Raw genomic sequence first — 26,412 nt, 5'->3', positions numbered from 1 at the left:
CCGTATGTCCGATAACATCCTGATCGAAGACATTGGGAATGAATACAAGTACGGCTTTGTGGACGAGGTGAAGCCGGTCTGGAAAGCCGAAAAAGGCCTCAACCGGCGGGTGGTGGAGGCCATCAGCTACCACAAAGACGAGCCGGCCTGGATGCTGGAGTTCCGCCTCAAGGCCCTGGAAATCTACCAGTCCAAGCCGGTTCCAACCTGGGGCGCCGACCTCTCGGGCCTCAACATGGACGAGATCTACTTCTACGCCAAGCCCACCGAGAAGCGCGACGCGCGGAGCTGGGACGAGGTGCCCGAGGAGATCCGCCGCACCTACGAACGGCTGGGCATTCCCGAGGCCGAGCGCAAGGTGCTGGCTGGGGTGGGTGCCCAGTACGACTCGGAGATGGTGTACCACCAGGTCAGAGAGGAGCTCCAGCGCCTGGGCGTGATCTTCGTCTCCATCGAGGAGGGGCTCAAGCACCACGAAGACCTCTTCCGGGAGTACTTTGCCACGGTCATTCCACCCGAAGACAACAAGTACGCCGCCCTCAACTCGGCGGTCTGGTCGGGTGGGAGCTTTGTGTATGTGCCCAAGGGGGTCAAGGTAGACCTGCCCCTGCAGGCCTACTTCCGGGTCAACACCGCCGAGCTGGGCCAGTTCGAGCGCACCATCATCGTGGTGGACGAAGGGGCCGAGGTGCACTACATCGAGGGCTGCACCGCCCCTGTCTACACCACCGACTCCTTCCACTCCGGCGTGATTGAGATTGTGGTGAACCAGGGGGCCAAGAGCCGCTACACCACCATCCAGAACTGGCCGCACAACATGTACAACCTGGTCACCCAGCGGGCTTTGGTGAAGAAGGACGCCTACCACATGTGGCTGGACGGCAACCTGGGCTCCAAGGTGACCATGAAGTACCCCAGCAGCTACCTGGTGGAGGAAGGGGCCCGCTCGGACATCCTCTCCATCGCCTTTGCCAACACCGGCCAGCACCAGGACGCCGGCGGCAAGCTGATCTTCGCGGCCTCCCACACCGGCGGCTCCATCGTCTCCAAGAGCATCTCCAAAGGCTCGGGGCGCAGCAGCTACCGCGGCCTGATCAAGGTCTACGAGGGGGCCAAGCACGTCAAGGTGAACGTGGAGTGCGACGCGCTCTTGATCAACGAGGAGTCGCGCACCGACACCTACCCCTACATGGAGATCGAGGACGACACCGCCACGGTGGGGCACGAGGCCACCGTGAGCCGCCTCAACGACGAGCAAATCTTCTACCTGCAGAGCCGGGGCCTGCCCGAGGACGAGGCCGCCGCCCTGATTGTGCGCGGGTTTATTGAGCCTGTGGCCAAGGAGCTGCCCCTGGAGTACGCCGTCGAGCTGAACCGGCTGATCGAGCTCGAGATGGAAGGCAGCGTAGGCTAACCGTTTCCGAGGCATTGTATAGGGTTCGGTTTGGCGATCACAGAAGCGTTTTCGGTGAATACCGAGACCCAGACCATTGCCGTGCCGCCGTATAAGCAGGGTGTTTTGGTCGTGCGCAACACGCCGTTCAACCAGGAGGAGAATAAGTGGAACTTACCTCGAGCCTTTCCCGCGACCTCGTTCTAGAGGTCTCCAAAAAACTAGGCGAGCCCCAGTGGCTCCAGACCAAGCGGCTGGAGGCCTGGGAGACCTTCGCCAAGCTGCCCTACCCCACCACCCGCACCGAGGAGTGGAAGTACACCGACATCACCGAGGTGCCCTTCGAGGAGCTGCCGCTCGAGCTACCCAAGGGCGGTGTAAGCGAGATTCCCCAGGCCGTCCAGGATCGCCTGGCCCAGGCCCAGCTCTCGGGCTATGCGGTGTTCGTGGGGGCCGACCTGGTACACGTGGAGCTACCGGAGGAGTACCGGCAACAGGGCGTTATCTTCACCAGCCTGCACCAGGCCCTTGCCCAGCACCCCGAGCTGGTGGAGGCTAACCTCTTCCAGGCCGTCAACTGGCACGACCTGGTGGGCGCGCAGAAGAACCGCCCCGAGAACTCCAAAATTCCCGCCCTGGGCGCGGCCCTCTTCACCCACGGGGTGTTCCTGTACATCCCCAAGAACGTGGAGTTCAGCAAGCCCATTGGCGTGTTCAAGTACCTGGAAGGCGGTAGGCTTTCCAGCTCGCGCACCCTGATTGTGGGGGACGTGAACAGCCAGGCCGTCTACATCGAGGAGTACATCTCGCCGGCCAGGGTGGCCCCTTCGGTGAACACCTCCTCCACCGAGATTATCGTGGGCAACGGGGCCAAGGTGCGCCACGCCCACATCCAGCTTCTGGGCCAGGGCTTCTACCACTTCCACCGCCAGCGGGCCCACCTCCAGCGCGACGCCGCCCTCAACGACCTGGTGGTGAACATGGGGGCCTCCATCAGCCGGGCCGAGGTGCAGTCGGAGATGCTGGGGCCGGGCTCCTCCTCGGAGATGCTGGGCCTGTACTTCACCACCGGCCAGGAGCACGTGGATCACTACACCCTCCAGCACCACGTGGCCGACCACGCCTACTCCGACGTGCTCTACAAGGGTGCGGCCAAGGATCAGAGCCGCACGGTGTACGCGGGCCTTATCAAGGTGGAGCAGGGGGCCCAGAAGACCGACGCCTACCAGACCAACCGCAACCTGCTCCTATCCGCAGATGCCCGCAGCGACAGCGTGCCGCAGCTCGAGATCGGGGCCAACGACGTGAAGTGTTCCCACGGCTCCTCCACCGCGCCGGTGGCCCCCGAGGAGCTCTTCTACCTGATGAGCCGGGGCCTGCCGCGCCACCTGGCCCAGCAGATCCTGGTCAAGGGCCATATGGCCGATGTGCTCACCCGCATTCCCATTGAGCCTCTCAGGCAGTACATCGAGAGCATCATCGAGGAGAAGGTGCGCGTCTAGTATGTGGATCCCTGTGGCCCGCCTCGAGGAGTTCCAGAATGGCCGCCTGGTGGTGCGGGTGGAGGGCGAGAAAACCCCGGTGCTGCTCATCCACGCCGGCGAGGAAATTTTCGCCATCTCGGACATCTGCACCCACGACAAAAACCCGCTCTCCGATGGCCCCATCGAAGGTGAAAACATCCGGTGCACCCGCCACGGGGCCAAATTCAACCTGCGCACCGGCAAGGCCACCCTGCCCGCACCCCGCCCGGTCAAGGCCTACAAGGCCCGGCTGGAGGATGGGCAGGTCTGGCTCGAGGTCTGACCCGCAGTTAGCGCTACACCCCCTCGACCTCGAGGGGGTGTTTTTCTTGAATTAGCGTTATCTTTTTGCATCCTAGAGCACACCCCTCGCTACGCTCGACGAAGAAAGCGCATCCCTTCCAAGGGGCGGTATCGCCCTCCGCTACGCGGATAACTTCGGTCGGGTTGGTTCGCTGCCTTCCAACGCCGAACTAACCGAATCTGGTATAAATCCACCCCTGGGCTGGAGTTAACGCTACGTTGTGCTGGATCTGGAAGCTTGAGATCATCCAGCCTGACGTAACGGTCAAATCTGAACTTGTCCTGTGAAAGGGGCACTATCCTAAGGTTTGCTGAATGCAGGGGCTGCAACGCCCCAAGCGCCAGACTGGAACCCATGATGCCCTTAAGCCCACCCTCAACGCACAAAGACGGAATCCTGATCATGGATTCGCGTCACGCCCTCGGCGCCCCACAACGGCATCAGGGCCTGCTGAATGTGTGGAACAGACTCTACAAAATAGGCAGCTTCTACCTCGATCTTTCGCTCAAACGCGGCCCAAATGGAGCGTTTCTGGTCGGGCAGGTGATCGGCGCAGCACAAAAGCCGCCGGCGTTGCGCGTCACCCTTCACGCACCCAGCTATAGCCGCAGCAGCTTCATTACTGAACGCGGGAACTTTCGAATACAGCTCCCCGACAAGGGTGATCTCGAGCTCGAGCTAACGCTGGACAGCGAAACCTTCTGGGTGCGCGGGCTGGATGTATAACAGCGTCTGATTGCGTCTCCCAACAATTGCCTGCCCCTGTAGCAGGCAATTTACCCAGCACAGCAAAATACGCTGTACCGGGTATTTGTGGGACAGCCTCAACAGCGGCACTATTAGGGCACTCAGCAGGGCTGGGTCGACTGGCGAATGATTAGGGTCGGCTCAAAGCGCCGGGCTCGAGGGCTGCCTTTATAGCCCCGAATGCGATCGAGCAACAGGCGGGCGGCCTCGGCCCCCATGTCCTCGATGGGCTGAGCAAGGGTCGAGAGGCCCCGGGCCTCGGTCCAGGGGTGCCCATCGAAGCCCAGCAAGCGCACCTCCTCGCCGACCTCGAGCCCCTGCCGCTCGGCCTCCTCCAACACCCCCAAAGCCAATAGGTCGGCCCCGGCGAAGATGTTGTAGGGCGGTTTGGACTGCCGCATAAAGTGTTGCAGGGCCAGTCGCCCACCCTCGGCTGAAAAGCGCGATTTGAAGACGTGGGCCTTGGGCAGTTTACGCCCGGCCTGCTCGAGCCCATCCCGAAACCCGGCCACCCGCTCCTGCCCTACGGTATTGCGCATGACCTCATCGAGCTCTTCTTGCATCTGGATGGCAAAATGCGCACCAGGAAACTGGGCCAGGTGGGCCGCGGCCATGCGACCCCCCAGGTAGTTGTCCACGTAGGCCGAGTCGTAGCGGGTGCTGTGTGCATCCACCAACACCACAGGACGCTCGGTAGGGAACTTCTGGTCGGGCAGAAGATGCGCCAGTCCCTGCGAGGCCACCAGCAACCCATCGGTTTGATACGCCAACGAACGACTTTCCAAGTAACGCCGCAAACGCTGAGGGGAGAAAATGGGGAAAAGCGCAATCTCGTAGCGTTCCTCGCTGAGCACCTGCTCAATGCCCTCGAGCAGCCGGTTATAAAACTCGGTGGAGATCACCGGCAGGATGAGCGAGACGGTGTAGCTGCGTCCCCCAGCCACCCGCCGGGCATGCGGGTTGGGGCTGTAGCCCAGGCTGGACATGGCCGCCAGCACCCGCTCGCGGGTCTCGGAGCGAACCGAGGGATGGTTGTTGAGCACTCGACTAACTGTTCCGATTCCGACTTTGGCTAGATGCGCCACTTCGTGAATGGTGGGTTTGCGTTTAGCCACGTAAGTTTCCTCTTCTGCGTGGAAGCCCTTTCTTAAAGCCAAATATAGTCTATCAGACAATTTGTATCAGGGGCTCAGGCCCCCCGTCCCGAATCGGCTGCAAAACGGGATACCATATCAGCAGTTATGGATCTGCTGTGGGTGGTGCTGGCCTATCTGCTGGGCTCGCTAAGCTTTGGACGCATCGTGGGGGCCATCAAGGGCATCAATCTGGCCGAGCGCGATACCCCCGGCGCCAGCGGTACCTGGCGGCAGTTTGGGCCGGCCTGGGGGGTGCTGGTGGCCTTGGCCGATACCGCCAAGGGGAGTCTGGTGGCCTACCTGAGCGGACTTCTCCAGACCCCCTGGGCCCTGCCCCTGATGGGGGCGGCGGTGGTGGCTGGGCACAACTGGCCGCTTTTCTTCGGCTTTCGCGGTGGGGGCGGCATCGCCCCCAGCCTGGGTTTTTTCCTTTTCCTGCACCCCGGCATCACCCTAACAGCGGTGGTTATTGGCCTGGCGGTGGCGGGCTTTTACTGGCAGTTGTACTGGAAAAGCCACCGGCAGAGCTGGTACCCCATTCCGGTAGGGGCTGTGGTGGGATACGCGTATGCGCTTATCGCGTTCTGGCCCACCGGGATGGGGTTTTGGGCTCTTTTGCTGGTGAGCCTCACCGTAGCCCTGCGGGGCCTGCGCCTGGCTACAAATAAGCTGTAAAAGCTTGCGCGTATCGGTCGTAGCCCACTTGCTAAACTGGCCTTTGTGCGGATTGTATTAACCGAGAACCTCGAGTACACCCTGGGGGCCCGCGACCTGCTGGCCGGGGTAAACCTGGAGCTGCGCCATGGCGACCGTCTGGCCCTGGTCGGGGCCAACGGCTCGGGCAAGACCACCCTCATGCGCCTGCTGGTAGGCGAGCTGGAGCCCAGCGCGGGCCGGATTTACCGGAGTGAGGGGGTGCATCTGGAGCTTCTGGCCCAAGACCCCCAGTACGGCCCCGCCGACACTGTGGAGTCGGTGCTCAAGCGGGGGTTTGCTCGAGTGCAGGCCATGGAGGCCGAGCTGGCCCGGCTCGAGGCCCATCTGGCCGACCCCGAGATCTACCACCGCTGGGAGGCGCTGCACGAGCGTTATCAGGCCGTTGGCGGCTACCAGCAGCGGGCCCGCTACGAGGCGGTGCTCAAGGGTTTGCGTTTTGCGGGACGTGAGCAGGAGAAGGCCGGCGTGCTCTCGGGGGGGGAGGCCCGGCGCCTGGCCCTGGGGGCCTTGCTGCTCTCGGGGGCGGACGCGCTTTTGCTGGACGAGCCCACCAACCACCTCGACCTCGAGATGACCGCCTGGCTGGAGGGTTTCTTGCAATCCTACGGTGGTGCCATTCTGACCGTCTCACACGACCGGCGCTTCCTCGACCAGGTAACCCAGCGGGTGGCCTGGCTGCGCCGCGGGCAGATCCGGCTCTACGAGGGCAACTACTCGGCCTTTCGCCGCGAGCGTGCGCTTCAGGAGGAGCAGGAAGCCCGTGAGTACGCCAACTGGCTCAAGGAGAAGGAGCGGCGCGAGGGCATCCTGGAGCAGGCCCAGCGCTGGGCCCACAGCAGCGCCAAGCACGCCCGGCGCCTGCACAGCCTGGAAGCCCGTATGGCCCAGTTCGAGGAGGAGGCGGTACAGCCGCCCGAGCAAGACGAGCCCGGCGTACGGATCCGCTTCCCCCTGGAGAAGGAAGCCACCGCCGAGCGGGTGCTGGAGGGCTGGGAGTTGCACAAAAGCCTGGGAGGGCGCCTGCTGTTCCAGATACCCCATCTGCTGGTGCGCAAGGGCGAGCGCATCGCCCTGATCGGCCCCAACGGGGCCGGCAAGACCACCCTGCTCAAGGTGCTTCTGGGCCTGCTGCCCTCCGATCATCCGGCGGGGCGGGTTAAAACCGGGCCGGGGGTGCGGATCGGCTACTACGACCAAAAGCTCTCCGGCTTCGACCCCGAGCTCACCCTGTTCGAGACCCTTTACCGCATGCTGGGCGAGAAGGCCCATGCTGCGCTGGGGGGCTGGATGTTTCCCTACGAGGCCCAGTTCAAGCAGGTCAAGCACCTTTCGGGCGGGGAGCGGGCCCGGCTGGCCCTGCTCTCGCTCTCGCTGCAGCAGGCCAGCCTGCTGATCCTGGACGAGCCCACCAACCACCTCGATCTAAAGACCGTGGAGGCCCTCGAGCAGGCCCTGCTCAGCTACCCCGGCACGCTGCTCTTGGTCTCGCACGACCTGGCCTTCCTCGACCAACTGGCTACCCGTACCTGGCACCTCCATAACGGGCAGTTCACCGACTACCCGGCCCCGCCCGGCGAGTATCTGGAGCGCCGGAGTGTGCGCGCAGCGCCCGAGAAAAGCCCCGACCCCAAGCCCCAGAACCCCACCGCCACCGCCAGGCCCGGCAGGGTCAAGGGCCGCTGGCACCTCGAGCGGGAAAAAGAGCGTCTGGAGGCCGAGATAACCGGGCTCGAGGCCCAGCTTCAGGCCCTGCTGGCCCAGGCCAACCAGCCTTTGCACCACCTCGAGTACGCCCGGATGGCCGAGGAACAACACCGGCTCCAAGCCCAGCTCGAGCAAGCCTTTGCCCGCTGGGCCGAGGTATCGGAGCAACTGGAAGCCCTGTAAAAAAACCGATAGCGGCTGCCCGCTATCGGCCTGCTGACTTTCGGCTCCAATCAATGGAACTGGGCTTCCTCGGTGGAGCCGGCCAAAGCCGCGGTGGAGGCCTGCCCGGCGGTGATGGCCATGAGCACCTCGTCGAAGTAGCCCGCGCCCACCTCGCGCTGGTGCTTGACCGCGGTAAAGCCATCCTTCTCGGCGGCAAACTCGAGCTGCTGCAGCTCCACAAAGGCGGTCATGCCGCGCTCCTTGTAACTCTTGGCCAGCTCGAAGGTGCGGTAGTTGAGGTTGTGCCAGCCGGCCAGGGTGATGAACTGGAACTTGTAGCCCATGGCCCCCAGCTCGCGCTGGAACTTGGCGATGGTCTCGTCGTCGAGGTTCTTTTTCCAGTTGAAGCTGGGCGAGCAGTTGTAGGCCAGCATCTTGTCGGGGTAGACCGCATGGATGGCCTCGGCGAACTTGCGGGCCACCTCCAGGTCGGGGGTGCTGGTCTCCATCCACAGCAAATCGGCGTAGGGGGCATAGGCCAGCGAACGGGTGATGCAGGCCTCGAGGCCGTTGCGAATGCGATAAAAGCCCTCGGGGGTGCGCTCACCTTCCTTCACAAAGGGTTTGTCGCGCTCGTCGATGTCGCTGGTGAGCAGGGTGGCGGCTTCGGCATCGGTGCGGGCGATGATCAGGGTGGGCACGTTCATCACATCGGCGGCCAGCCGGGCGGCGTTCAGGGTGCGGATGTGCTGCGAGGTGGGAATCAGCACCTTGCCGCCTAAGTGCCCGCACTTCTTCTCGCTGGAAAGCTGGTCTTCCCAGTGCACCCCGGCTGCGCCCGCCTCGATCATGGCCTTCATCAGCTCAAAGGCGTTCAGGGGGCCGCCAAACCCGGCCTCGGCGTCGGCCACGATGGGGGCGTACCAGTAGCGGCCGGTCTTGCCCTCGGCGCGCTCGATCTGGTCGGCCCGTTGTAAGGCGTTGTTGATGCGGCGCACAATCTGCGGCACCGAGTTGGCCGGGTAGAGCGACTGGTCGGGGTAGGTCTGCCAGGCCAGGTTGGCATCGGCGGCCACCTGCCAGCCCGAGAGGTAGATGGCCTCGAGGCCGGCCTTGACCATCTGCACCGCCTGGGCCCCGGTGTAGGCGCCAAAGGTGTTCACATAGGGGCGGGTGTGCAAAAGCTCCCACAAGCGCTCGGCCCCCGCCCTGGCTAAGGTCTGCTCGGGCAGCAGGCTTGGGCGCAAGCGCACCACATCCTCGGCGGTGTAATCGCGCTTGATACCTTTCCAGCGGGGATTGGTCTCCCACTCACGGCGGAGTTTGTCGGCTTCCAGTTTCATCTCGGGGGTCAGTTTGGACATGGCCCTTCCTCCTGCTTTGAGTATGGCTTGCGCACCCCAAAATCCAACTGTGTATATCAAAAAGAGCAACACTTATAAAAATGTGTACTATTTATCTGCTTACACGTAAGATATTTTACACACAAGTGTAGATAGTCTGCTCTTGGTGTGGCAGCTTTCTGGGTACTCCAGGCTGTTGGGGCTGAAAAACTGGGTTTAAACTGAGCCTGGTAGGATGTAAGGCATGAACTGGGCGGTTCCAACTGCGCTGCGATACACCCTGCGGTATGCCGGGCACCCAGCTGGCGAGCAACGCCTTACCATCGAGCCGCGCCGGGATGGCCTGCGGGTGGTGCTCGAGGCCAGTGTAGAACTGCCGCTGCCCAAGACCCGCCAGCGCTGGGAGAGCGAGCTAAACCCCGAAGGGCTACCCCGCCGCTACCGCGAACGGGTCGAGGGCAACGGAGCCCGGGTGATGGAGGTGGAATTCTCGACGGAGGACGGCCTGGTTACAGTCAGCCAGGGCAAGGACGACTTCGCCATCCCCTACCTCACCCCGATGCACGACCCCCTCTCCCTGATCCTGGCCGTGGGCGGGCTTGATATCGCAGTAGGCCAGGTAGAGCGATTTACCCTGGTGGGGGGCCGGGCCTATGTGGAGCGCCTGCCCGACCAGGCCCTGGCGACCGGCGGGGTGGAAGCGCAAAGCGTGCGGGTCTACCGCCTGCGTCCGGGGCTTAGCCTGCTGTACTTCGATCAGGAGGGCTACCCGGTGCGCTTTACGCAAAAGGTGGGGGAGCACGTTTTTGAAGCCGATCTGGTGCAGATCCAGCGCCTCGAGCCCGGGCAACGACCCCAACCACTGGAAAAGAACCAGGAGGTCACACCGCACCCCAAGAGCCAGCGTGACGCAGGCCGGCCTAAGGGGGGCTCGAGCGACCCTCCCAAAGCCCGGGTGGTGTCCGGTGAGCCCCCAAAAGAGCGGGAGAACGAAGCCCCCGCCCGGCGGCGCCGACGTCGCCGGCGGTATACCTGAGACAGAACCAGCCATGACGATCAACAGTCGACGTCAGCCAGCCAAACCCTACAACGCTGGGGTAGAGGTGTTTTGCCACGCTGTGTGTACCGAACAGAAGGGCCTTTATGATCAAAACCCCTGAACAGATCCACGAACACTTCAAAAACCGCCGCATGACCGTAGAGTACGGCGATGCGCTGGAGACAGTTCGGTCGATTCTACGCCAGGTCGAACAAGAGGGCGACGCGGCCCTGCAACGCATCAGCCAGGAGATCGACGGGCACCCCGTGGAAGAAATTCCCAAGCGGGTCTGGCGCGAAGCCTACGAGAATCTGGACGCCGATCTGCGGGATGCCCTCGAGACCGCTAAAGAACGCATCGAGGCCTTCTACCGGCGGGAGCCCCTGGGCGGGTTCCTGGAGGCCGGCGCCGATGGGGTGCTGGGCCAGCTGGTGCGCCCGCTGGATCGGGTAGGGGTGTATGTACCGGGGGGCTCGGCTCCGCTGCTTTCCACGGTATTGATGACCGCGATCCCGGCCAAGGTCGCCGGGGTGGGCGAGATTGTGCTGGCTTCCCCCCCACGGGTACATCCGGGCATTCTGGCCGCAGCCTGGGTGGCCGGCGCCGACCGCTTGTTTGCCATGGGTGGGGCCCAGGCCGTTGCAGCGCTGGCCTACGGCACCGAGACCATCCCCCGGGTGGATAAAATCATGGGCCCCGGCAACCGCTACGTGGTGCTGGCCAAACGCGAGGTGTATGGGGTGGTGGGCATGGAGGGGCTGCCCGGGCCCACCGAGACCCTCATCATCGCCGATGCCTCCGCCGACCCCAAGCTGCTGGCCGCCGATCTGCTGGCCCAGGCCGAACACGGCCCCGACTCCGAAGCCTGGCTGCTTTCGTCCTACCGTGAACTGCTGGAGCGTGTGGAGGAAGAGCTTCAGCGCCAGCTGGCCGACCTGCCAAGGGCCAGCATTGCCCGGCAAGCCCTGCAGCGTAGCGGTCTGGTGCTGGTAGAAAGCCTCCAACAGGCCCTCGAGCTCGCCAACCTCTACGCCCCCGAGCACCTCTGCCTTTCTGTAAACGACCCGCTGGCCGTGCTGGGACAGGTGCGCAACGCTGGCGGGGTTTTTCTAGGTGAGCACTCCTGCGAGGCCCTCGGCGACTATATCGCCGGCCCCAGCCATGTCATGCCCACAGCCGGCACGGCCCGTTTTGGGGGTGGGCTGGCCCTGCGGGACTTTCTCAAGGTCATCCCGGTGGTGGGTCTCAACCAGGCAGCAGCCAGCAAGCTGGCCGCGCTCGGGGCCTGCATGGCCCGCGAAGAGGGCCTGGAAGCCCACGCCCGGGCCCTGGATCGCAGGGCCAAGGGGTAGATGGTTTACTCGGGCAGCACAATCTGGCCGCGTGCAGCCGCCACAGCAATATCCTGGCCGATCTCCTGGGCCACCTGCTGGTACACCCTAACCCACTCTTCGTTGCTCATGCCTTTGTCCACCACCAGCTTAATCAGCAGGTTGTAGGGGTGGCTGCCGTTAGCCAAAGCCAGAACGGTCGCGTTGAGTTCTGTGCTTTCCTTTTGCTGGCGCATCAGGCCCAAAGCATCGAACTGCACCGCAGACAGCGGCAGGAACTCCTCACCGCCCCGGTAGACCAGGCTGCTCACCTGCTCCAGCACATTCAGGGCTTGCTGGCGCAGGGCGGCCGCCTCCAGCGCCTTGCGGTGGGCCTCGAGGGCTTCCAGCACCTTCGGTAAGAGTGGCTCAATCGGCCCACCCCCCAGCAGGCGCTGCACCCTTGCGTGCAGCCCGTCAAAGGCCTGCGAAACCTCAACCAGGCTGGCGGCAAGATCGGGGGAGGGTGGGCGGCCCTCGTCCAGTTCGGCGGCGGCCTGGCGCAGGGCGGCCCCCAGATCGGCCAGACGGTTTTGCAAGCGCCGACCCTCTTCTAAAAGGGTGTTTACTTCCCGCATCTTGTTGGATTCTGCTGTTGGTGTGGCAACCATAGGACTCCTGGGGGGCTCACGCCAGCACGCGCGGCCGCGTGGAGGTGGGTATACGCTGTTAGTGTACTCCAGGCCTCAGAACCGCCCTGGGTGATTTGCACCTCGAGGCCGAACCACGCCGGGTGCGCCGTGCTGTGGTCAACGACAATACCAGATTCGGTTAGTGCAGCACCGGTTGGATGACTGGCTTTTTTTAAGACCAAAGAGCAGGCCTGGGCCTGCCCTCGGGTTGTGCTGGACTTTATACCGGATTCAAAAAGATAAGCTTCCAAAGACCTCAAGAGGCCATCTTTTTGAATCCTAGAGCACACCTCTGGCTACGCTCGGCGAAGAAAGCGTATCCCGCCGGCTGGTATTAGTCCTTCAGCTTCTTGGCTGCGTCAATCAACGCGGGCAGCACCTGGTGCACATCGCCCACGATGCCGTAGTCGGCAATCTTGAAGATGGGGGCCTCGGCGTCCTTGTTGACCGCCACGATGTACTTGCTCTTGTTCATACCGGCCTGGTGCTGCACCGCGCCGGAAACCGCCAGGGCGATGTAGAGGTTGGGCTGAACGGTTTTGCCGGTCTGGCCCACCTGCTCGCTGTAGGGCCGCCAGCCCGCGTCCACCACCGCGCGGGTCGCGCCCACAGCGGCACCCAGGGTGCTCGCCAGCTCCTCCACACCCGCGAAGGCCTCGGGGCTGCCCAGCCCGCGCCCGCCCGTCACCACCACGGTGGCCTCGGTGAGCGAGACGCCCTTCTTCTGCTCGCTCAGGCGCTCGAGCACCTCCACCGTAGGGGGCCGGCCGACCTCGAGGGCCTCCACCACCCCACTGCTACCGGCCGGCTCGGCCAGGGGGGTGGTGTTGGGTTTGGCGGTAAACACCACCGGCAGGGCCGCTTTTTGCTTCTCGGTGACGCGGTTCAAAAAGCTATAGCGCACGCCGATGATGTGCTGGCCGTCGGTGCTGGTCTCGAGGGTGTCTTCCAGCAGGCCAGCCTTCATCTTGTAGGCCAGGCGGGCCGTCCAGGTGCGGCTTTGGCGGCCTCCGCTGGCCACCACCACCCTGGCCCCGCTTTTCTGGGCGGCCGCATAGGCCGCCTCGGCCCATTTCTCCGGTGTGTAAGGGCCCACCTCGGCAGCATAGACCGTGGACAGGTACTGGGCCGCCTCCTGGGCCACGGCCTGGGTGTTTTCACCGATCACCACCCCGGCAATGGCCCCCAGAGCGCTGAGTTGCCGGGCCCGGCTGATGGCTTCCAGAGCGCCTTTACGCAGGCGCTGGCCGTCGTGTTCCAAGACAACCAGAATCATGTACTCCCCCATTAGATAACCTTGGCCTCTTCGTGCAGCAGCCGCACCAGCTCGTGGGCCGCAGCCACCGGGTCTTTACCGTCGATCATCTTGTTCAGGCGGCTTTTCTCCTGGATGGTCTGTTCCAGAATCTCCACCTTGCTGCTAGCGCTCACCGGAACCTTTTTCAGCTCCTTGCGTTTGGCCTTCATGATGCCGGGCAGGGTGGGGTAGCGCGGCTCGTTCAGGCCCTGCTGGCTGGTAAAGACCGCCGGCAAGGCCACCCGCACCACCTCGGCCCCCTCGTCGAGGTCGTGTTTGGCCTTGGCGTGGGTCTCGCCTTCCAGCTCGATCTGGGTCGTCCAGCTCACCACCGGCCACGCGAGGGCCTCGGCCAGGGCCGGCCCCAGGGCCTGGGAGTCCCAGTCGGCCTGCTGCCCGCCGGTAAAGACCAGGGTGGGGGCCTCGGCCCGGATGACCTTGGCCAGGGCCTCGGCCTGGGTGATGGGGTCGAGGTAGCCCTCGGCCACCAGGTGGATGGCCCGGTCAATGCCCATGGCCAGCGCGGTGCGGATGGCCTCCTCGAAGCGCTCGGGGCCCAGGGCCACCACCACGCTCTCGCCCCCGTGCTTCTCCTGTAGTCGGATGACCTCCTCCACCGCCCACTCGTCCATCTGGTCGAGGATCATGGTGACCCCGCCCAGGTCTACCTTGCCCCCCTCGATCTTGAGGCGGGACTCACCGTCTGGAACCTGCCGAATAACCGCAACGAACTTCATCTCTCCTCCATTTGCTGTAACTATTTTTAGACTTCACGAGCGGGCGGCCACAAGGGTTGCCCCTCTACAACCTACCCTTTCAGGATATGCCGCGCGATGATGAGGCGCTGGATCTCGTTGGTGCCTTCGTAAATCTGGTTTAGCTTTACGTCGCGCAAGAGCTTTTCTACCGGGTACTCCTGCATATAGCCATAGCCGCCGTGAATCTGGATGGCCTGGTTGGCCGCCTCGAAGGCCATCTCCGAGGCATAGGCTTTGGCAATGGCCGCGGCGTGGGCGTGGGGCTGGTGGGTGTCTACCAGCCAGGCCGCGTAGTAGGTGTAGGTACGGGCGGTCTCGAGGCCCATCAGCATCTCGGCCAGCTTGAACTGGATGGCCTGAAACTCGGCGATGGGCTTGCCAAAGGCCTCGCGTTCCCTGGCGTACCTGGTGGCCTCCTCGAGGGCCCGCCGGGCCACCCCCAGGCTGCCCGCAGCCACCGGGATGCGGGTCTTGTCCAGGGTCTGCATGGCGATCTTGAAGCCGTCGCCCTCCTGGCCCAGCCGGTTTTCCACCGGCACCCGGCAGTCCTCGAAGACCAGCTCGTAGGTGCCGCTGGCCCGCTGGCCCATCTTGCCGTGGAGTTTGTGGGCCTTGAAGCCGGGGGTGCCCTTCTCCACCACCAAAGCCACCACACCCTTGTGGCGCAGCTCCGGGTTCACGGTAGCAAACACCACCACGGTCTCGGCCTCGCCACCGTTGGAGATCCAGGTCTTGGTGCCGTTTAGAACGTAGTAGTCCCCGTCCCGCACCGCCCGCGTGCGCAGGGCCGCGGCGTCGGAGCCGTTGCCGGGTTCGGAGAGGGCAAAGGCGGCCAGGGCCGGTTTTTCGGTGAGTTTCTTGAAGAAGCGTTGCTTCTGCTCGTGGGTTCCGGCCAGCAGAATGGGGGTGATGCCCAGGTCGGAGGCCATGGGGATGGTGTAGATGCCCATGCAGCCCCAGGCCAGCTCCTCGCCAATGATGACTTCCTCGAGCATCCCCAAACCCATGCCGCCGTAGGCCTCGGGGATGATAGCGTTGAGCAGGCCCACCTCGTACAGCTTCTCTATCACGCCCCAGGGCACTTCCTCTTTACGGTCGTACTCGGCCGCCACCGGCGCGATCTGCTCCCTGGCGAAGCGCCGGGCCAGCTTTTGCAGCTCCTTTTGTTCCTCGGTCAGGGTGAAATCAATGGGCATGGCTGAAAGCAGAAGGCCCAAAGCCGCTACAGTTTTTGGCGTCTGGCTTTTGGCATTCGGCTTTTGCTTCACCTCCTTACAAAACTTCTTGTACTTAGTATAACTTTTTTCTCTCGCTCTCGTCCATCGTATCACGCGCCCTGTGAAGAAAAAGCGTTATGTATTGAAGTCCACAAACCCGGCCCGCCCAGGGCGTAGAATCCGCGCTATGAGCCTGCTCTTTAGCCCGCTTAAGCTGCGTTCCGTCACCCTCAAAAACCGCATCGCCATGTCACCCATGTGCCAGTACTCGGCCCAGGACGGCCACGCGACCGACTGGCATCTGCTGCACTACCCCACCCGGGCCGTGGGCGGGGTGGGGCTGGTGATCGTGGAGGCCACCGCGGTGGAGGCCCGGGGGAGGATCAGCCCGGACGACCTGGGCCTCTGGTCGGACGAGCACATCGCCGGGCTAAAAGAGCTCACCCGGCGCATCCGCCACGCCGGGGCGGTACCGGGCATCCAGATCGCCCACGCCGGGCGCAAGGCGGGCACGGCCAGCCCCTGGCAGGGGGGGAAGCCCCTTTACCACTGGACGCCGGTGGCCCCCAGCCCCCTGCCCTTTCAGGAAGGCTGGCCCGTGCCCCAGGCCCTCGACGAGACGGGCCTGGAGGAGGTGCGCCAGGCCTTTGGGCAGGCGGCCCGGCGGGCCCTGGCGGCCGGGTTTGAAGTGTTGGAGATTCACATGGCCCACGGCTACCTGCTGCACTCGTTTTTGTCCCCCCTCACCAACCAGCGCACCGACCGCTACGGGGGCAGTCGGGAAAACCGTATGCGTTTCCCGCTCGAGGTCGTGGAGGCGGTGCGGGAGGTCTGGCCCGCCGAGCTGCCGCTTTTGGTGCGGGTCTCGGCCAGCGACTGGGTTGAAGGGGGCTGGGAGATCGCCGACACGGTGGCCCTTGCAAGGGAGTTGCAGCGGCGCGGCGTAGATCTGCTGGACTGCTCCTCGGGCGGGGCTGTGCCGGGGGTGAAAATTCCCGTTGGCCCCGGCTACCAGGTGCCCTTTGCCGCCCAGGTGCGGTTGTCCACAGGCTTGTCCACAGGGGCGGTGGGCCTCATTACCGAGCCCTTACAAGCCGAGGCCATTCTTCAGGAAAACCAGGCCGACCTGGTTCTTTTGGGCCGGGTCTTGCTGCGGGAGCCGTACTGGCCCTACCGGGCCGCCCAGGCCCTGGGCACCAAGGTCTGGCCGGTGCAGTACGAGCGGGCTTTCTAGGCCCCCGGGCATTTTGCTTGAGGTGCGCTAACATCGAGCTATGGAAAGCCCGTGGAAAACCTTCGTACCCCAGGCCCCTACCCGCTTAGGCCCGCCCGAGTGGTTCACCGGCACGGTCTACCTGAGCGAGCTGGTGGTCACGCCCGCGCCCATGCACCTGCACGTGCTGCGGGTGATGTTTGCGCCGGGGGCCCGCACCGCCTGGCACACCCACCCCCAAGGGCAGGTTTTGCACGTGGAGTCGGGGATTGGCTGGTTCCAGCGCTGGGGTGAGCCGGTGCGTGAGATGAAAGCCGGCGACACCATTTACTTTGCCGCCGGCGAGAAACACTGGCACGGGGCCAGCCCCACCCACGCCATGACCCACCTAGCCATTCAGGCTGCGGTGGAGGGGGTGAGCACCGAATGGCTGGAGCGCGTATCGGAGGAAGAGTACCGCCAGAAAGCGGACTAGGACAGCTCTGCCCGCCAGGGCGGGTTGGCCCCGGCCCGGGTGCAGGTGATGGCCGCAACTTTAGCGGCGAAGTTCAGTAGGTCTGTAACCTGTGCACTGCTTAGCGATTCCAGCGCGGCTCGAGACCAGGCACCGTGCTCCCACAGCCAGCTCAAGGCACCCGACATAAAAGCATCTCCAGCCCCTACCGTATCTACCACAGAAACCCTGGGGGCCTGAACGCGAAGGACAGACTGTCCGGTCACGGCCAAGGCCCCCTGGCCGCCCTGGGTTACGATCACCAGCGCCGGGCCTTGCTGTTTCCACTCCTGGGCGATGGTTTCTGGGTTTTTGCCTGGGTAGAGCCAGGCCAGGTCGGCCTGGCTCACCTTGACCAGATCGGCCAGCTCGAGCCAGCCCAAGAGGCGCTCGAGGTAGGCCTCGCGGTTAGGAATCAGAAAAGGCCGCACATTGGGGTCAAGCGAGATCAGGCGGCGGCGGGCCTCGCGTCGCATCAAAAGCTCGAGGCTCGAGGCCCCCGGCTCCAGCACCAGCGAGTACGAGCCGAAGTGCAGGGCCGCACCGGGCGGTAGCGTGGCCGGCAGGTCTTCGGGATAAAGCATGCGGTCGGCGGTGTTTTCACAGTAAAAGGAAAAAAACTCGCCCGACTCGGATGGGGTCACCAGGGCCAAGGTGGTCAGGTGCTCGCTTTCCTTTAGGTAATCCAGGCTGACCCCGCTGGCGGCCAGATGGCTCCTTAGAAGCTGCCCAAAAGCATCGCGCGAGATGCACCCCAGAAACGCAGTGGGCGTACCCAGACGGCCCGCGCCTATGGCCACGTTGTAGGGGGAACCCCCAGGATGCGGCATATAAGCCATACCACCGTTGTGGGTTATGGGGGTCATATCGATCAGGGCCTCACCAGCAACAATTAGCATGCTTCCTCCCACAAAGCTATGAAGAGTCTAACAGGCCCACACACCCTCGCGCCCGGAGTTATGTGCGGCATGTAAAGGCCCGCAGGTAGGGTAAACTCTTGGTTGGAGAAACCTATGGGACTCAGCAAAGGAAAGTTTGAACGGATACAGGCCTGTGCCGACGAACAGGGCGTGATCGCGGCGGCCGCGATGGATCAGCGGGGCTCCTTGCGCAAAGCCATCGCCAAAGCCCGCGGTGCTGAGGTGAGCGACGCCGAGCTAACCGAGTTCAAAACCGCGGTGGTCAAAATCCTCACCCCCTACGCCTCGGCGATTCTGATGGACACCGAGTACGGACTGCCAGCGCTCAAGCACAAAGCCCCCGGCACCGGTGTGCTGCTGGCCTATGAGAAATCGGGGTACGACACCAGCACGGTAGGCCGCCTGCCCGACCTGCTGCCCGACCTCAGCGTGCGGCGCATTGTGGAGCTTGGGGGGGACGCGGTCAAGATTCTGCTTTACTACAACCCCGAGGACGACCCCAAGATCAACAATATCAAGCACGCCTTTATCGAACGGGTGGGGGCCGAGTGCGCCGCGCTGGAGGTGCCTTTCTTCCTGGAGCCCATTGCCTACAACGACCAGCTTGGCGAGGGCCTCGAGTTCGCCAAAGTCAAACCCCGCTACGTAGCCAAGTACATGGAGGAGTTCTCCAAAGACCGCTACGGGGTGGACGTGCTCAAGGTGGAGCTGCCCTTCAACATCGCCTACACCAGCGGCACCCTGGGTTTCAAGGGCGAGGAAGCCTACACCCGCGCCCAGGCCCTGCAGTTCCTCAAGGACACCGCCAGCGCAGCCGGCAAGCCCTTCATCTACCTCTCGGCCGGGGTCAGCGATGCGGTCTTCCGCGAGTCTTTGGAGATGGCCGCCGAGGCCGGGGTACCCTTCAGCGGGGTGCTGTGTGGGCGGGCCACCTGGCAAGACGGGATTCCGGTCTACGCTAAGCAGGGGCTGGAGGCGCTCGAGGCCTGGCTTTCGGATCAGGGCGTGAAGAACATCCAGTTGCTCAACCAGGTGCTGGCCAAAGGGGCTAAGCCCTGGTGGACGCTCTACGGCAGCCTGGAGGCCGCGCGGGGCTAGCCGGGCATGCGGTATTGGGTGGCTCCCGAACCCGGGGGCCACATTTTTTTTGCCCTTGACCCAGGGCATCCCCAGGGCGTAGCATAACGGGCGGGGTTTTCCCCGCACCTTTAACCCGATCCTGCGAGGTCGGAAAGGAGTACAAGTGAAGCATATCGAAGACTACAAATCGGAGTTGTGCGCCTGTTCAGGGCGCATTTTTTCTTTACCCCAGAGGCAGCTTCGCCTGGGTATGCTCGTGCACCAGGAGGAACAGCCATGATCTTCAAGTCTAAGCTCCTCAACGAAGACGAAGTGCGCCGGGCCCTTACCCGCATCGCCCACGAGGTGATCGAAAAAAACAAGGGCGTTGATCGCCTCTGCTTCGTGGGCATTCACACCCGCGGCATCAGCCTGGCCAAAAGGCTGGTCGATCTGGTGGAAAAGTTCGAGGGAAAACGGGTGCCAATGGGCATCCTGGACATCACCCTCTACCGCGACGACCTGAGCGAGATCGGCCTGCAGCCCAAGGTGCGCGAGACCCGCATTCCCTTCGACCTCGGGGGTAAGGCCGTGGTGCTGGTAGATGATGTGCTCTACACCGGCCGCACCGCACGGGCTGCGCTGGATGCCCTGATCGACCAGGGCCGCCCCAGCCGGATTTACCTGGCCGTGCTGGTAGACCGGGGACACCGCGAGCTGCCCATCCGCGCCGACTTTGTTGGCAAGAACCTCCCCACCTCCAAAAGCGAAGTGGTGAAGGTCAAAACCCTGGAAGACGATGGAGAGGACGCAGTGGAGCTGTGGGAGGTGGAGGCATCGTGAGCGAGAGCGCCACCCCAAGCTTCCCTAAACACCTGCTCGATTTCCGGGACTGGAACCGCCGCCAGGTAGAAAGCCTGCTCGAGACTGCCCAGATGATGCAGGAGGTGCTGGCCCGTCCGGTCAAGAAAGTACCGGCCCTCACAGGCTTTACGGTGGCCACGGTCTTCTTCGAGCCCTCCACCCGCACCCGCATCTCCTTCGAGCTGGCTGCCCGGCGCATGTCGGCCGATGTGGTGAGCTTTTCGGGCGCAACCAGCTCCACCACCAAGGGCGAAACCTACCGGGACACCCTGCGAACCCTGGATCAGATGGGCATCGACGCCTACATCCTGCGCACCGATGCCGCTGGGGTGCCCCACCAGGCCCACCGTTGGCTGCACAAGCCGGTCATCAACGCAGGGGACGGCTGGCGGGCCCACCCCACCCAGGCCCTGCTGGATGCCTTTACCCTGAGGGAAAAACTGGGCAGCCTCGAGGGCAAAAAAATCGCCATTGTGGGGGACATTCTGCACTCGCGGGTGGCCCGTTCCAACGCCGAGTTGCTGCCCATGCTGGGTGCTACCGTGGTGGCCTGTGGCCCGGCCACCCTGCTTCCCGGTAGCCTGCCCGGTGCCACCCTCACCACCAGCCTGCGGGAAGCCCTGTACGAAGCCGATGCGGTGATGGTCTTGCGCTTGCAAAAAGAGCGGATGGAGAAGGGTTTGCTGCCCTCACTACCGGAGTATATCGCCGCCTATCAGGTCAACCGGGAACGCCTGGGCTGGGCCAAACCCCAGGCCCCCCTCCTCCACCCCGGCCCCATGAACCGCGATGTGGAACTGGAAGGCACCCTGGCCGACTCGGCCCAAAGCCTGGTCGAGCGCCAGGTAGCCAACGGGCAGGCCGTGCGGATGGCGGTACTTTACCACGTGTTGGTGGGCAAAAGTTGATTGCAAGGAGCCACATGAAGGGCGATTTTCTTATCAAAAAGGCAAAGCTGGTAGACGGACGAGGAGTCCACGGCACAGCCGATGTGCTGATCGGTGAGGGGCGTATTCTTTCGCTCTCAGGGGGTGAGGCCCCAAGCGTACTGGATGCGAGCGGGATGATCCTGTCGCCGGGCTTCTTTGACCCCCACGCCCATCTACGCGAACCAGGACAAGAGGTCAAAGAAGACCTGCAAAGCGGCCTAACCGCGGCGGCTCGAGGTGGGTATACCGATATAGTCTCCATGCCCAACACCACCCCCGTGGTCGATAACCCCGAGATCGTAGCGGCCTTAAAGAAAAAGGCAGCCCAGATCCAGCAGGCCCGGCTGCACCCCGCGGCGGCCCTCACCCAGGGCCAGGAGGGTAAGGTTCTGAGCGAGGCCCATCGGCTGCAGGAAGCTGGGGCCGTCATGCTCACCGACGACGGAAAAACCAACGAAGATGCCGGTGTGCTGGCGCAGGGCCTGCTGTATGCGGCTTCCTGGGGCCTGGTGGTCGCGGTGCATGCCGAAGATGCCGGACTGCGGCGGAACGGGGTGATGAACGAAGGGGCGGTCTCGTACCGGCTGGGCCTGCCCGGCAACAGCGGCTACGCCGAGAGTGCGCGCATCGCCAGAGACCTAGAGGTGGTGCGGTATGTACTAGATCGCCTGGCGGCCAAGGCAGCGCCCGACCGTCTGCTGCACATCCAGCACCTGAGCACCCGGCGGGGCCTCGAGCTCATCCGCCAGGCCAAACACCAGGGTCTGCCCGTTACCACCGAGGTTGGGCCCCACCATCTAACCCTGACCGAGGAAGCCCTGAACGGGCTAAATCCCCTCTACAAAGTGGCCCCGCCCCTACGCACCCAGAGCGATGTAGAAGCCCTTATCGAAGGATTGCTGGACGGCAGCATCGACTGCATCGGCACCGACCATGCCCCCCACACCCAGGATGAAAAGGAACTCGACTTGTTGCGGGCCCCCTTTGGCATCCCCAGCCTCGAGGTCTGCTGGCCCCTGCTCTACACCGAGCTGGTGGAAAAGCGGGGCTTTCCCCTGGATGTGCTGGTAGCCCGCTTTACCGACGGCCCCCGGCGCGTCCTGGGTTTTCCCCCACTGCACCTGGAGGAAGGGGCCGAGGCCAGCCTGGTGCTGTGGAATCCGAGCGCCCAGCGTGCAGTGGAACCCCAGACCTTTGCTTCCAAGGCCCGCTTCAGCCCCTGGGCTGGCTGGGAATTAAAGGGCTGGCCGGTGTGCACCTGGGTGGAAGGGCAGATGGTGTGCAAAGCGATGGAGGGTGAGGGAATCGGACAGTCCGCCCCCTAAATACTTTACTCAGGAGCTAATTTAAACTTGAGGTGTTATGCGTTCGTTCTCACTGCTGCTTCTTGTTCTTAGCGGTCTTTTGTTCGGCTGTAGCAATGCGCCCTTGAGCGTGGCCCTGCGCGATTTTGATGTGGACGTGGCGGCTATTCAGAACAACAAAATTGTGTTTGTGAAACAAAGCTTCGACCGGCCTCCAGTCAGCTTGTCCAGGGTTGAACTCGAGGGCAACCTTACCTACAAAACCGGGGTTTCCTTCACTTTTTACGCCACCGATACAGAACCGTGCAGCACCCAGAGCCAAGGCTTTTACATCTGCGACCGCAACACGAGCTTTGAAGAGATTGGCACGGCCAACTTCCAGTCCAGCCCTACTCAAACCCTGAAGCTGAGGGGTTCTAAACTAACCGACGGCATCAACAGCGGCAACCTTTGGATAGGGATACAGCTCGATAGCGGCCTGGCCACCGCCGGCACCATGCATTTTCGCAACATGGTTGCGCGGGTGGTTCTCATTCCGTAACGCCCCCATCCTTCAAAACAGCTGGCCGGTAATGCCCCTGGTCTATATTCAGGCCAGGCTGTTTTCTGCCGGTTTGGAGGTTCTGATACCAGATTCGGTTCGTTCATCACCGATTCGTTCACTTTGACAAGATCAAACCATGCTACCGAAATGCTTATAGATTGCTCATTAGATGGTATACCCACCCACGGTATGCAGGTGCATTGAGCGAAAAAATGTGTCCTGGACAATATCCTAACCATCAGTCTAAAAGTTTATGGTCATTTGTCACAAACACCAGAAAAATCTCTACTAAACTGCCCCTTTGAGAGGTGATGACCTCCAGTCCCCCACACGGGCGCCATGGGGCTGGAGGTAGCCAGTGGCGCGACCGGCTCTTTTTTTTGAGTCGGTCGTTGTTTTTTTTGAGGAGAGCAAGGATGATGAAACACTTTGGGTGGCGGTTTGGTACAGGCCTACTATGCCTGATTGGTCTGGCCCTGGCTCAAGCCAGCAGCGACATACGGCTTGATCTCAAGGCCTTCCGGGTGGTGAGCGTGCAGGAGCAAAGCCGTACCGTCGAGCGGCTCGAGCCCGCCCTGGATGCAAAACCAGGCCAGATCATCCAGTACCAACTCACCGCCTTGAACACCTTCACCAGCCCGCTTCGTCAGGTGGCGCTGGTCATTCCTATCCCCCCCACCACCGCCTACCAGGCCCAAAGCGCACTGCCTTTGCGCCTGGGAGATACCCTGGTTGTTCCCGAGTTTAGCTTTGACGGAGGGAAAAGCTATGGCCGACCCCCCCTCAAGCGAAAACTCAAAGTTGTGGAAAACGGCAAGGAGGTAGAGAAGGAAGTAGAAGTCAAACCCGAAGAATACACCCACGCCCGCTGGGTTATTCCGCAAATAGAGCCCCAACAGACCCTTACCCTTACGCTTCGCGTTGTCGTGCGATAAATAGGAGGAAAATACATGAAGAGAATCTATCCCATCTTGCTTGCAGCGCTGATGCTGCCGGGCCTGGCCTTCGCTCAGCAGACGCCTGCTGGCACCAACATCTCCAACCAGGCCTCAGCCAGCTACATAGACTCCGCTGGCCAGCCCCGCACCACCACCTCCAACCAGGTCATCACGGTGGTGCAACAGGTCTACAGCTTTAGCATCACCCCCGACGGCAGCACCACCACCCCCGGCCAGACCCGCACGGCCCTGGCCGGCGCCCCGGTCTACTTCAGCTACACGGTCAGCAATACCGGTAACGGCACAGATACCATCAACCTGACCCTAGCGCAGGATACGGGTGACAACTTCGACCTGACCGGGACTGCCCGTTACCTGGATGCCAACTGCAACGGCACGCTCGACTCCGGTGAAACCACCCCCATCACCAGCGTCACCCTGAGCCGCCAGGGCACCCCGGGTGCCAGCGCCTGTGTAATCGTGGCCGGCACTATTCCCGCTTCGGCTACCAGCGGTCAGTTTGGCAACCTCAACCTAGTAGGCACCTCGGCAGGCAGCCCCACCACCACCGACAACAACAACTGGGCCCGGGCCATCGCCACCACCGCAGCCATCCTCACCGCCACTAAATCGGCCAGCCCCTCAGGCCCTGTCACCCCCGGCAGCACCATCACCTACACCATCTCCGGCGCCAACACCGGCGGCAGTGCTGCCAGCGGTGTGAGCGTGAGCGGCCTCACCGGCACCGGCATCCTGATCTCCGACACCATCCCCACCGGCCTGAGCGTGCCCGCCGCCCCCACCGGTAGCGCAGGCGCTGGTACCGTGCAAATCGTCTACAGCACCAACGGCGGCACCACCTGGAGTACCACCGCCCCTGCCTTCCCCTTCGTGGGCAACGGCTCCAACCGGGTAGGTATGTTCATCAGCGGCAGCGGGGCCTTCTTCCCCCAGACCGCCTCCTACACCTTTAGCTTCCAGGTCACCGTACCTACCAACGCCCCGGCTGGCACCTCTTACCCCAACACGGCCACCGTCCAGTACAACGACGGAACCGCCAACCAGATCACCACCTCCAACACCACCAACAACACCGCGGCCAGCCGCTACAGCGTGGCTATCGGCGGTACCGGGGCCAGCGCTATAGACGGGGCCGATACCCAGACCATTGCCACCGCCACTTCCGGCAGCACGGTGACCTTCAACTCCACCCTGCAAAACACCGGCAACGCCGCCGATAGCTTCACCCTCAGCCTGGGCACCAGCACCCTGGGCACCTGCACCATCCTGCAATCCGACGGCGTAACCCCGCTTTCCGGCCCGGTGGGCCCGCTGGCGGCCGGTGCAACCTACAACGTGGTGGTGCGCTGCACCATTCCGGCCAGCCAGACCACCGGCGGCAGCGTGACCCTGACCGCAACCTCGGTGAACAACCCCAGCGGTAGCGTGGGCACCCTGCTGGACGGGGTGGATGCAACCACCCTGGCCGTGACCAACGTGGTCTTGGGCTACAGCCTGGATGTCGCCCACAACACCAACGGGGCTTCCGGCGGTGAAGGTTCTGACCCCGCCAACGACACCCGCCCCGGTTACAACCCTGCGGTCAACCCTGGCGGTGTGGCCTACTTCCCCTTCGAGGTCAACAACACGGGCGCCAACCCGGATACCTATAACCTCACGGCCAACCTGCCCGCGGGTTGGACGGCGCTCTTCTACCCCGACACCAACTGCGACGGCGTGATGGACACCCCCACCCCGGCCCCTGTGAGCAGCACCGGCCTGATCAATGCAGGCACCATCGCTTGCTTCATCGCAGCCGTACAGGTGCCCAACGGTGCTGCCCCCGTGGATGTAACCGCTGGCACCAACGATAACGTACAGTTCACCGCTACCAGCACCACCCTGCCCAGCGTGAGCGACACCATCGCCGGCGCGGTGGACGTGAACCTGGTGGCCCAGGTAAGCCTGACGCCCAACCGCAGCGGGACTGTGACCAGCCCCGGCACCATCCAGTACACCCACACCCTGACCAACAGCTCCAACGCCCCTGCCACCTGCAGCATCTCCGGTAGCGGCGGGAGCTTCGGCTGGACCTATCAGTACTCGCTGGATGGCAGCACCTGGGCCTCCAGTCTGAGCAGCATTGCAGTGGCGGCCAACGGTGGCAGCCAGGTGGTGTATGTGCGGGTGCTGACCCCGGCCGGCCAGCCCATCGGGCGCACCGACATCAATGCCCTGACCGCAAGCTGCACCATTGCCAGCACTACGGCCACCGCCACAGCCTCGGAAACCACCACCGTGGTGGGTGGCGACCTGCGCCTGACCAAGAGCGCGGTGAGCTACGTGGGCAGCAGCAGCACTGTACGGGATGCCAACGCAGCGGTGGCCCTGCCCGGCGACCAGATCCTCTACACCGTGGTGGCCCAGAACATCGGCACGGGCAATCTGACCCAGGTGGTGGTGAGCGACCCGCTGCCCAGCTACACCAGCTTTGTAAGCGCAAGCGTCAGCATCAGCGGCTTCAGCGGAACTGTGCTCTACTCGACCAACGGGAGCACCTGGAGCACCACCGCCCCAACCACGCTGTCTTCAGGCCAGACCCTCTACGTGGCTGTAGACACCAACGGTGACAACACCATCACCAACGCCGACATCCTGCCACCCGGAGCTACCATTACCCTCAGCTTCCGCGTGCAGGTGCAGTAAGCCGGATTACATACCCATCCCTGCGAGGGCCTCTGAGCCCTCGTAGGGAATAAACCAAAGCAAGAGCCCATGCAAACCCAAGCACCCATACCAACTG

The 26,412-nt window shown here is 63.3% G+C and carries 24 protein-coding genes; 17 read left to right on the top strand and 7 right to left on the bottom strand.

The annotated features are described in order from the left end of the window. Positions 1-4: 4 nt before the first annotated feature. The 4 genes from sufB (at position 5) to MTAI_RS02560 (ending at position 3,946) form a co-directional block, all read left to right on the top strand. The gene (gene sufB, locus MTAI_RS02575) at positions 5-1,414 is read left to right on the top strand and encodes a Fe-S cluster assembly protein SufB (protein ID WP_027887513.1); all 1,410 of its coding nucleotides are present in this window, start codon (positions 5-7) and stop codon (positions 1,412-1,414) included. Positions 1,415-1,560: 146 nt separating this feature from the next. After that, positions 1,561-2,895 carry a Fe-S cluster assembly protein SufD gene (sufD, locus tag MTAI_RS02570; RefSeq protein WP_027887512.1) on the top strand — a complete coding sequence of 445 codons (1,335 nt, stop codon included), beginning with the start codon at positions 1,561-1,563 and terminating at the stop codon, positions 2,893-2,895. Between the two features lies 1 nt (position 2,896). Continuing rightward, the gene (locus MTAI_RS02565; RefSeq protein WP_027887511.1) at positions 2,897-3,199 is read left to right on the top strand and encodes a Rieske (2Fe-2S) protein; all 303 of its coding nucleotides are present in this window, start codon (positions 2,897-2,899) and stop codon (positions 3,197-3,199) included. 375 nt (positions 3,200-3,574) lie between these two features. Beyond that, positions 3,575-3,946 (top strand): hypothetical protein, encoded by a 372-nt coding sequence (locus MTAI_RS02560; protein WP_223299735.1) that lies wholly within the window; start codon positions 3,575-3,577, stop codon positions 3,944-3,946. A 122-nt stretch (positions 3,947-4,068) separates the two neighbouring features. Here the strand turns inward: MTAI_RS02560 and MTAI_RS02555 are convergent, their stop codons facing one another. Next, positions 4,069-5,082, bottom strand: a complete 1,014-nt coding sequence (locus tag MTAI_RS02555) for a LacI family DNA-binding transcriptional regulator (protein ID WP_027887509.1) — start codon at positions 5,080-5,082, stop codon at positions 4,069-4,071. A 126-nt stretch (positions 5,083-5,208) separates the two neighbouring features. Here MTAI_RS02555 and MTAI_RS02550 point away from each other — a divergent pair, with 126 nt between their 5' ends. Next, positions 5,209-5,778 (top strand): glycerol-3-phosphate acyltransferase, encoded by a 570-nt coding sequence (locus MTAI_RS02550; RefSeq protein WP_027887508.1) that lies wholly within the window; start codon positions 5,209-5,211, stop codon positions 5,776-5,778. A gap of 45 nt (positions 5,779-5,823) precedes the next feature. Further along, entirely contained in the window at positions 5,824-7,707 is a 1,884-nt protein-coding gene (gene abc-f, locus MTAI_RS02545) for a ribosomal protection-like ABC-F family protein (RefSeq protein WP_027887507.1), read from the top strand. 50 nt (positions 7,708-7,757) lie between these two features. On the opposite strand, the gene aceA is transcribed toward abc-f, so the two are convergent. Then, complete coding sequence (gene aceA / locus MTAI_RS02540; protein WP_027887506.1) at positions 7,758-9,053, bottom strand: isocitrate lyase; 1,296 nt, start codon at positions 9,051-9,053, stop codon at positions 7,758-7,760. Positions 9,054-9,276: 223 nt separating this feature from the next. Between aceA and MTAI_RS02535 the strand changes: the two genes are divergently transcribed. Next, positions 9,277-10,068 (top strand): DUF3108 domain-containing protein, encoded by a 792-nt coding sequence (locus MTAI_RS02535; protein ID WP_027887505.1) that lies wholly within the window; start codon positions 9,277-9,279, stop codon positions 10,066-10,068. A 155-nt stretch (positions 10,069-10,223) separates the two neighbouring features. Continuing rightward, on the top strand, positions 10,224-11,423 hold the full coding sequence (gene hisD, locus MTAI_RS02530; RefSeq protein ID WP_376738252.1) for a histidinol dehydrogenase: 1,200 nt from the start codon (positions 10,224-10,226) through the stop codon (positions 11,421-11,423). Between the two features lie 5 nt (positions 11,424-11,428). Here the strand turns inward: hisD and MTAI_RS02525 are convergent, their stop codons facing one another. The 4 genes from MTAI_RS02525 to MTAI_RS02510 all read right to left on the bottom strand — a co-directional run bounded on the left by MTAI_RS02525 (position 11,429) and on the right by MTAI_RS02510 (position 15,324). Further along, positions 11,429-12,019 carry a hypothetical protein gene (locus MTAI_RS02525; RefSeq protein ID WP_027887503.1) on the bottom strand — a complete coding sequence of 197 codons (591 nt, stop codon included), beginning with the start codon at positions 12,017-12,019 and terminating at the stop codon, positions 11,429-11,431. Between the two features lie 388 nt (positions 12,020-12,407). After that, complete coding sequence (locus MTAI_RS02520) at positions 12,408-13,349, bottom strand: electron transfer flavoprotein subunit alpha/FixB family protein (protein ID WP_027887502.1); 942 nt, start codon at positions 13,347-13,349, stop codon at positions 12,408-12,410. An 11-nt stretch (positions 13,350-13,360) separates the two neighbouring features. Then, positions 13,361-14,107: an electron transfer flavoprotein subunit beta/FixA family protein gene (locus tag MTAI_RS02515; protein WP_027887501.1), complete on the bottom strand. Its 747-nt coding sequence runs from the start codon at positions 14,105-14,107 to the stop codon at positions 13,361-13,363. Positions 14,108-14,178: 71 nt separating this feature from the next. Continuing rightward, positions 14,179-15,324 carry an acyl-CoA dehydrogenase family protein gene (locus MTAI_RS02510; protein WP_027887500.1) on the bottom strand — a complete coding sequence of 382 codons (1,146 nt, stop codon included), beginning with the start codon at positions 15,322-15,324 and terminating at the stop codon, positions 14,179-14,181. Between the two features lie 208 nt (positions 15,325-15,532). On the opposite strand from MTAI_RS02510, the gene MTAI_RS02505 reads away from it, so the two are divergent. Beyond that, complete coding sequence (locus MTAI_RS02505; RefSeq protein WP_027887499.1) at positions 15,533-16,579, top strand: NADH:flavin oxidoreductase/NADH oxidase; 1,047 nt, start codon at positions 15,533-15,535, stop codon at positions 16,577-16,579. A 40-nt stretch (positions 16,580-16,619) separates the two neighbouring features. Beyond that, a complete protein-coding gene (locus tag MTAI_RS02500; RefSeq protein WP_027887498.1) occupies positions 16,620-17,033 on the top strand; it encodes a (R)-mandelonitrile lyase in 414 nt (137 codons plus the stop codon). On the opposite strand, the gene MTAI_RS02495 is transcribed toward MTAI_RS02500, so the two are convergent. Further along, positions 17,030-17,950, bottom strand: coding sequence for a carbohydrate kinase family protein (locus MTAI_RS02495; protein WP_027887497.1), 921 nt, complete (start codon positions 17,948-17,950; stop codon positions 17,030-17,032). The two genes, MTAI_RS02500 and MTAI_RS02495, sit on opposite strands and share 4 nt — an antisense overlap. 114 nt (positions 17,951-18,064) lie before the next feature. On the opposite strand from MTAI_RS02495, the gene MTAI_RS02490 reads away from it, so the two are divergent. The 7 genes from MTAI_RS02490 to MTAI_RS02460 all read left to right on the top strand — a co-directional run bounded on the left by MTAI_RS02490 (position 18,065) and on the right by MTAI_RS02460 (position 26,315). Further along, positions 18,065-19,069 (top strand): tagatose 1,6-diphosphate aldolase, encoded by a 1,005-nt coding sequence (locus MTAI_RS02490; RefSeq protein WP_027887496.1) that lies wholly within the window; start codon positions 18,065-18,067, stop codon positions 19,067-19,069. Positions 19,070-19,327: 258 nt separating this feature from the next. Beyond that, positions 19,328-19,873 (top strand): bifunctional pyr operon transcriptional regulator/uracil phosphoribosyltransferase PyrR, encoded by a 546-nt coding sequence (gene pyrR, locus MTAI_RS02485; RefSeq protein WP_013013042.1) that lies wholly within the window; start codon positions 19,328-19,330, stop codon positions 19,871-19,873. Further along, entirely contained in the window at positions 19,870-20,802 is a 933-nt protein-coding gene (locus MTAI_RS02480; RefSeq protein WP_027887495.1) for an aspartate carbamoyltransferase catalytic subunit, read from the top strand. Before pyrR ends, MTAI_RS02480 begins: the two co-directional genes overlap by 4 nt. A gap of 14 nt (positions 20,803-20,816) precedes the next feature. Beyond that, complete coding sequence (locus tag MTAI_RS02475) at positions 20,817-22,148, top strand: dihydroorotase (protein ID WP_027887494.1); 1,332 nt, start codon at positions 20,817-20,819, stop codon at positions 22,146-22,148. Between the two features lie 37 nt (positions 22,149-22,185). Beyond that, positions 22,186-22,668, top strand: a complete 483-nt coding sequence (locus tag MTAI_RS02470) for a hypothetical protein (RefSeq protein ID WP_027887493.1) — start codon at positions 22,186-22,188, stop codon at positions 22,666-22,668. A gap of 419 nt (positions 22,669-23,087) precedes the next feature. Next, complete coding sequence (locus tag MTAI_RS02465) at positions 23,088-23,606, top strand: hypothetical protein (protein WP_027887492.1); 519 nt, start codon at positions 23,088-23,090, stop codon at positions 23,604-23,606. A gap of 15 nt (positions 23,607-23,621) precedes the next feature. Continuing rightward, on the top strand, positions 23,622-26,315 hold the full coding sequence (locus tag MTAI_RS02460; protein ID WP_027887491.1) for a beta strand repeat-containing protein: 2,694 nt from the start codon (positions 23,622-23,624) through the stop codon (positions 26,313-26,315). The last annotated feature ends 97 nt before the right edge of the window (positions 26,316-26,412 follow it).

Origin of the sequence: Meiothermus taiwanensis WR-220, assembly GCF_003568585.1 — a bacterium.
Taxonomy (GTDB): domain Bacteria; phylum Deinococcota; class Deinococci; order Deinococcales; family Thermaceae; genus Meiothermus; species Meiothermus taiwanensis.
This window is presented reverse-complemented; position numbering and strand designations above follow the sequence as displayed.

Coding starts and splice junctions, on each gene's coding strand:
- MTAI_RS02510 (WP_027887500.1), bottom strand. CDS start 15,324: ATGCCCATTGATTTCACCCTGACCGAGGAACAAAAGGAGCTGCAAAAG.
- pyrR (WP_013013042.1), top strand. CDS start 19,328: ATGATCTTCAAGTCTAAGCTCCTCAACGAAGACGAAGTGCGCCGGGCC.
- hisD (WP_376738252.1), top strand. CDS start 10,224: ATGACCGTAGAGTACGGCGATGCGCTGGAGACAGTTCGGTCGATTCTA.
- MTAI_RS02515 (WP_027887501.1), bottom strand. CDS start 14,107: ATGAAGTTCGTTGCGGTTATTCGGCAGGTTCCAGACGGTGAGTCCCGC.
- MTAI_RS02470 (WP_027887493.1), top strand. CDS start 22,186: ATGCGTTCGTTCTCACTGCTGCTTCTTGTTCTTAGCGGTCTTTTGTTC.
- MTAI_RS02525 (WP_027887503.1), bottom strand. CDS start 12,019: ATGCGGGAAGTAAACACCCTTTTAGAAGAGGGTCGGCGCTTGCAAAAC.
- MTAI_RS02460 (WP_027887491.1), top strand. CDS start 23,622: ATGAAGAGAATCTATCCCATCTTGCTTGCAGCGCTGATGCTGCCGGGC.
- MTAI_RS02565 (WP_027887511.1), top strand. CDS start 2,897: ATGTGGATCCCTGTGGCCCGCCTCGAGGAGTTCCAGAATGGCCGCCTG.
- MTAI_RS02520 (WP_027887502.1), bottom strand. CDS start 13,349: ATGATTCTGGTTGTCTTGGAACACGACGGCCAGCGCCTGCGTAAAGGC.
- MTAI_RS02475 (WP_027887494.1), top strand. CDS start 20,817: ATGAAGGGCGATTTTCTTATCAAAAAGGCAAAGCTGGTAGACGGACGA.
- MTAI_RS02535 (WP_027887505.1), top strand. CDS start 9,277: ATGAACTGGGCGGTTCCAACTGCGCTGCGATACACCCTGCGGTATGCC.
- aceA (WP_027887506.1), bottom strand. CDS start 9,053: ATGTCCAAACTGACCCCCGAGATGAAACTGGAAGCCGACAAACTCCGC.
- MTAI_RS02500 (WP_027887498.1), top strand. CDS start 16,620: ATGGAAAGCCCGTGGAAAACCTTCGTACCCCAGGCCCCTACCCGCTTA.
- MTAI_RS02505 (WP_027887499.1), top strand. CDS start 15,533: ATGAGCCTGCTCTTTAGCCCGCTTAAGCTGCGTTCCGTCACCCTCAAA.
- MTAI_RS02560 (WP_223299735.1), top strand. CDS start 3,575: ATGATGCCCTTAAGCCCACCCTCAACGCACAAAGACGGAATCCTGATC.
- MTAI_RS02495 (WP_027887497.1), bottom strand. CDS start 17,950: ATGCTAATTGTTGCTGGTGAGGCCCTGATCGATATGACCCCCATAACC.
- MTAI_RS02490 (WP_027887496.1), top strand. CDS start 18,065: ATGGGACTCAGCAAAGGAAAGTTTGAACGGATACAGGCCTGTGCCGAC.
- MTAI_RS02550 (WP_027887508.1), top strand. CDS start 5,209: ATGGATCTGCTGTGGGTGGTGCTGGCCTATCTGCTGGGCTCGCTAAGC.
- MTAI_RS02465 (WP_027887492.1), top strand. CDS start 23,088: ATGATGAAACACTTTGGGTGGCGGTTTGGTACAGGCCTACTATGCCTG.
- sufB (WP_027887513.1), top strand. CDS start 5: ATGTCCGATAACATCCTGATCGAAGACATTGGGAATGAATACAAGTAC.